The sequence below is a fragment of the Mesorhizobium sp. M7A.F.Ca.CA.001.08.2.1 genome, assembly GCF_003998455.1.
Classification (GTDB): Bacteria; Pseudomonadota; Alphaproteobacteria; order Rhizobiales; family Rhizobiaceae; genus Mesorhizobium; species Mesorhizobium ciceri.
In genome coordinates, this window is record NZ_RZPW01000392.1 from 1 (window position 1) to 5,757 (window position 5,757).

Annotated in this window: 4 protein-coding genes; all 4 read left to right on the forward strand. The window is 61.9% G+C overall.

All coding sequences use genetic code 11. From position 1 onward, the window contains the following. Positions 1 to 3,719, forward strand: a 3,719-nt coding sequence (locus EN914_RS38370; protein WP_407067804.1) for a beta strand repeat-containing protein, incomplete at its 5' end; no start/stop codon positions are given. A 359-nt stretch (positions 3,720 to 4,078) separates the two neighbouring features. After that, a complete protein-coding gene (locus EN914_RS21620; protein WP_024504063.1) occupies positions 4,079 to 4,576 on the forward strand; it encodes a phage tail protein in 498 nt (165 codons plus the stop codon). Positions 4,577 to 4,588: 12 nt separating this feature from the next. Beyond that, on the forward strand, positions 4,589 to 5,095 hold the full coding sequence (locus EN914_RS21625) for a phage tail protein (protein WP_024504062.1): 507 nt from the start codon (positions 4,589 to 4,591) through the stop codon (positions 5,093 to 5,095). A 12-nt stretch (positions 5,096 to 5,107) separates the two neighbouring features. Then, positions 5,108 to 5,638: a phage tail protein gene (locus tag EN914_RS21630; RefSeq protein WP_024504061.1), complete on the forward strand. Its 531-nt coding sequence runs from the start codon at positions 5,108 to 5,110 to the stop codon at positions 5,636 to 5,638. Positions 5,639 to 5,757 lie beyond the last annotated feature (119 nt).

The following is a 5,757-nucleotide window of genomic DNA, read 5'->3' on the forward strand; positions in this document are numbered from 1 at the left end:
GCATCAACCTGAGCTCCGTATCGGTCAATGGCGCATCCGTCGGCATAGGGTTGAACAACGTTGCCTCGTCTGGCGGCGGGGCCATCGCGCTGGGCACGGTCGACCTGCAAGGCATCACCACGTTCGGCGTTGACGTCGGCGGCACGCTGGGTGCGGCGCTGAGCTTCGCCAACCTCGACATTGGCCTGAACAGCACGACGGGCGTCGCCTTCGACCTCAACGGCTCGACGATCAACGCGGCGGTGACGGCCAATGACTTTGACGTCACCAACGCGTCCGCCGCCGGCGCCTCGATCGGCGTCGACCTGCGCGGCGCCATTGGCGGCCAGGTGGTGCGCCTCGGCGATGCCGCAGCCGGCGGCGCCATCTCGAGCATTGCCGGCGTCAACACCGGCGTGTTCCTCGGCAGCACGACCAATCTCGCCTTCACTTATGGCGACGGCGAATCGGTGACCGACAAGAATTCGACCCTCGGCGCCAATGTCGGCATCGATGCGGCCAGCGCGCCGGTCGCCGGCACCTACAATTTCCAGGATGTGAACCTCACGACCAGCCCGGGCCTCGGCTTCGGCGTCGGCAAGATCTATTTCGTCGGCGCCAGCCCCAGCGGCGACGGCACCGGCCGCGACCAGAGCAATCTGGCGACGCTTTCGACGGCCGAAGCGGCGTCCGTCGCCAGCGACATCCTCGTCCTTGTCAACAATGGCGGCGTTATCAGCGCGGCGGGCACCAATGCCGACAACACACTGGTGCTTGGCGCCGGCGAGCAGGTGCGTGGCTTCGGCAATGGCGCCATCAATCTGGCGCTGGCGGTGCCGTCCACCATTCAGCTTTCCAGCAACAGCATCTCGATCATCGACCAGACGCCGGACGGCGCGGCGACGCTGACGACCGGCAATGGCAGCAACGCCATCACGCTCGGCACCAGCGGTAACATCATCGATGGCTTCATTCTCGACGGCAGCCCGACGGGTGCGGCGCGCGGTATCAAGGACAATAGCGGTGGTACGACGACGGGCACCATCATCAGCAACATGACGATCAAGAATTTCCTGACCGCCGGTGTCGAGATCACGCCGTCGGCCAACACGACGATCGACCATGTGACGTTCTCCAGCAATGCCAGCGACGTCATCGTCAACGCGGCCAACACCACCATCAGCAACGTCAGCAGCACAGGCGCCACCGGCATCGCCTTCGACATCCGCAACGCGACCGGCACGACGACGCTCAGCAACCTCAACATCACCACGAACACGACCGGCACCGGCATCGCCTTCGGCGGTGCATCCGGCCCCCAGGGCACGATCACCGGCACCAATGTCGATGTCACGGGCGGCGCCGGCGGCGGGATCAAGGTCACCGGCGGCAACGCGGCCATCACCTTCGATGCGGCGAGCTTTGTCGGCGTCCCCGACACATCGAGCGGCACGGCGGTCACGATAACAGGCCGTAGTGGCGGCAGCTTCGCCTTTGCCGGGTCGGTCGCGGCAAATGGCACGGCGAGCGGCATCAGCGTTTCTGGCGCGACGGCGGTCAACACGGTCAGCTTCACCGGCGCAGTCGGTCTCGGCACGGTCTCGACGCTGACCGGCACCGCGGTTTCGATCAACAACAACGCCACGGCTTCGACTGTCAGCTTCGCCAACATCGGCATCGTCACCAACAGCACCACCGGCTTCAGCGCCATCAATGGCGGCACGGTCAATGTGACGACGGGCACGGTGAGTTCCACCGGCGCCCTGAGCGGCGTGACAGGCGTGGGCGCGGTGGCCTTCCTGGTTGGCGACGGTTCGGGAACCGCCGGCACCGGCGGCACGGCCACGATCAGCTATGGCGGCACGATCAGCGCCGGCGCTGGATTCAACACCGTCAACATCCAGGATCACTCGGTCGGTCTGGTCACGCTGTCGGGCAATCTGACCCATAGCGGCGCAAGCGGCAGCGCCATCGTCCTCGACGACAATTCCAGCAGCTTCACCTTCTCGGGTGCAACCAATAATCTCACCACGGGCACGTCGAACGCCATCGACATCATCGACCAGACCGGCGGCACCATCGCCTTCCAGGGCGTGCTCAACATCGACACCACCTCTGGCATCGGCATCAGCCTCAGCGGCACCAGCACCGGCACCTTCAACTTCACCGGCGGCAATCTCACCATCGACACCACGGGCGGCGCTGGCTTCAGGGCCACCGGCGGCGGCACGGTCAGCGTGACGGGCACCGGCAACCATATTAGCAGCGGCAACGGCACCGCGCTCAATATCAGCAACACCCAGATCGGCTCGGGCAACGTTACCTTCCGCGACATCACATCGAATGGCGGCAGCGCCAACGGCATCATCCTCAGCAACACCGGCACCGCCGCCGGCAATGGCGGCCTGCATGTGACGGGAAATGGCGCCAACGTCGGCGCGACCGGCGGCGGCGTAATCGCCAACAAGACCGGCGCCGATGGCTCTACGACGCAAGGCAGCGGCATCTACCTCAACAACACGAAGGATGTGCAGCTCAACGGCCTGCAGATGAACGATTTCCAGAACTACGGCATATCTGGAACCAACGTCACCGGCTTCACGCTGGACCACACGATCATCAACGGCACGGTCGGAACGTCGGTGGGCGGCATCGGCGAAGGTAATGTCTATTTCACCGGCCTGAGCGGTTCGGCATCGGTTTCGAACTCCACCTTCACCGGTGCGGCGTATGATGCGTTCCACGTTTTCAACGATGGCGCACAGACGCTTAACCGGCTCACCATCACCGGCTCGACATTCGCGACCAACGCGGCTGCGGGCAATGCGTCAAACGACGCGATTGTGTTCCAGGCGACCGGCGGCACATTCAACGCCACCGTCCAGAATTCGACCGTTACATCCGCCAGGAGCGATATGGTCCAGCTCAACCTGCTGGGCACGGTGACGTCGGATCTTGTGTTGACCGGCAACACGATGAACAACACCAACCAGAACATTGTTTCTGGCGGCGGTGGCCTCACCATCGGCGGCGGCGGCCCGGCCAACAATGTCAGCCTGACCTACAACATCTCGAACAACACGATCTCGGGATCGCACGGCGCGGTGATCGCGGTCGCCAAGGGTACCGGCATCGGCGCCTCGTTCGTCGGCACGATTAACAGCAACACCATCGGCACGCAAAACGTGGCCGGCAGCGGCTCGACTCAGGGCTTTGGCATCGCGGTGTTCCACGATGGCGCAGGCAATTCGAACACGACCATCACCAACAACCAGATCCACGGCACGGTTGGTGGCATCTATACGCAGGTGAAAAACGGCGCTGGCGGAACAATGACCGCGGTGATCCAGGGCAACATCATCGACACGCTCGATCAGGTGAATTCGTTTACGGGCATCTATGTGCAGACCGGTTCGAACACCACCAACAGCGGCACCCCGGACAACAACAAGTCCAACATCACCCTCGGCGGCGCCGGTGCACTCGCCAACCACGTCGATATCGGAGCCAATGCGGGCTTTGCCATCGCCGCCGGCATTACAATCGAACAGGAAGGCAATTCGCGCGTCGGCCTGATAGGCAGCCCCAATTATGCGGGCGCGCCATATGACTTCACGGCAATCCAGACCTACATTGCCAATTTGAACGTCGTCACCGGGAGCAATGCACCAGACGTCTTTGCCTTTGGAGATCCAAACACGCCTGCCGGCTTCGGTTTCTTCGGAGGCGCGCAGTTCTAGTCATGGCTTCGGCTTCGGTCATCCAGGGCAACACGTCGACATATTCGATGGAGAGAATAGTTTGCCGGCGCGCCGTACGATTTCACAGCGATCGCGAACTACGTCAGCCGAGGAGCGGCGTCACCGTCTCTCATGCGACAGCCGTATCCGATGGAGATTCCGGTATATTAGCGGATATTGATATTTTGACCAACCCAGTTCTGATAGGTAGTCGGCGCAGATTAAAGCTTTAGACAATTTGGCAACAAGAACACATTGTCGCGCATTCTGAATTTTATACGGGCACACACCAAGATTTGTAGTGACTTGCTAATGTAATATGCCATAGTGGGCTCAGCGCTCAAATAGAGGGGGGACGCGTGGCTGAGCCGTTTCTTTCGGAAATCAGGATCATGTCCTTTGTCTTCCCGCCCAAGGGCTGGGCGTTGTGCGACGGGCAACTCCTTCCCATAAACCAGAATCAGGCGCTGTTTTCGTTGCTGGGAACGACGTTTGGCGGCGACGGCCGGGTCAATTTCGCCTTGCCCGACTACCGGGGGCGCATGCCGATCCATGTCGGCAGCGGCCATACGCTCGGTGAGCGGGGTGGCGAACAGGCGCACACGCTGTCCATTTCGGAGCTACCCACACACACGCATCTCGGAATGGCTACGAATACAAATGGCGCGGTTCCGATTCCGGGCAACGCGTTTCTGGGGGCTGTGAACAATGCCTATACCCAGCCCGCACAGCTGACATCCATCAATCCCGGAACCATTGCAAATCAGGGCGGCAGTCAGGCGCATCTCAACATGCAGCCTTTCCTGACACTCAGCTTCTGCATCGCCCTGCAGGGCATTTTCCCGTCGCCGACCTGAGGAAACGCGATCATGGCACAGCCTTATGTTGGTGAGATCCGTATGTTTGCCGGAAATTTTGCGCCGGCAGGCTGGATGTTCTGCGAAGGGCAGCTGCTGCCTATCTCCGAGAACGAGACGCTTTTCCAACTGATCGGTACCACCTATGGCGGCGATGGCCAGAGCACATTCGCGCTGCCCGACCTGCGCGGCCGCCTTCCGATCCATCAGGGCAACGGTTTCATCCTTGCCGAGACCGGCGGTGTAGAAGAGCTCACGCTGACGATCAGCCAAATCCCTTCACACAGCCACCCGATGCTCGCGTCGGGCAACACGGGAACCGGCTCCAATCCGCAAGGTAATGTGCTCGACCAGATGAGCGGCGCGATCCTGCTGTATAAAGACCAGCCGCCCACGATTCCAATGAGTGCGGTGGCCGTCAATTCCATAGGCGGCAGCCAGCCGCACAGCAACTTCCAGCCCTATCTCTGCGTCGATTTCATCATCTCGCTGTTCGGAATCTTTCCGTCGCAGACTTAAAGAGGGACCGCCATGGCCGACCCGTTCGTCGCCGAAATCCGCATCTTTCCGTTCAATTTCGCACCCAAGGGCTGGGCCTGGTGCGACGGCCAGCTATTACCGCTGTCGCAGAACACGGCGCTATTTTCGCTGCTCGGCACGACCTATGGCGGCGACGGCAAGTCCAATTTTGCGCTGCCCGACCTCCAGGGCCGGACGCCGATGCATCCAGGCCATGGCCCCGGCCTTTCGCTGCACGATCTCGGCGAAACCGGTGGTTCGGAGACGGTGACGTTGCTCGAATCTGAAATTCCCATGCATTCGCATGGCATGATGGCGGCGAATATACCCGCCGATCAGGGGGCTCCGTCGCCGGCCCGGTCGCTTGGCAGATCGGTGAACGCATTCGCCTATGTCGCCGGCAGTCCGCAGCCGGCGTTGGTTCCGATGAGTGATCAAATGCTCGCTCCCGCCGGCGGCGACCAGCCGCACAACAATATGCAGCCCTATCTCACCTGCTATTTCTGCATCGCACTGCAAGGCGTCTTCCCGCCAAGAAGCTGAATTCCGAACCAAAGGGCAGGATCGTACGATGGCCAAGAACGCAGAACCGAAGTCGAAGGCCCCCGCGGCGAAGACGCCGGCGCGGAAAGCGCCCTCCAGGGCCAGGGCCCGCCCGACGC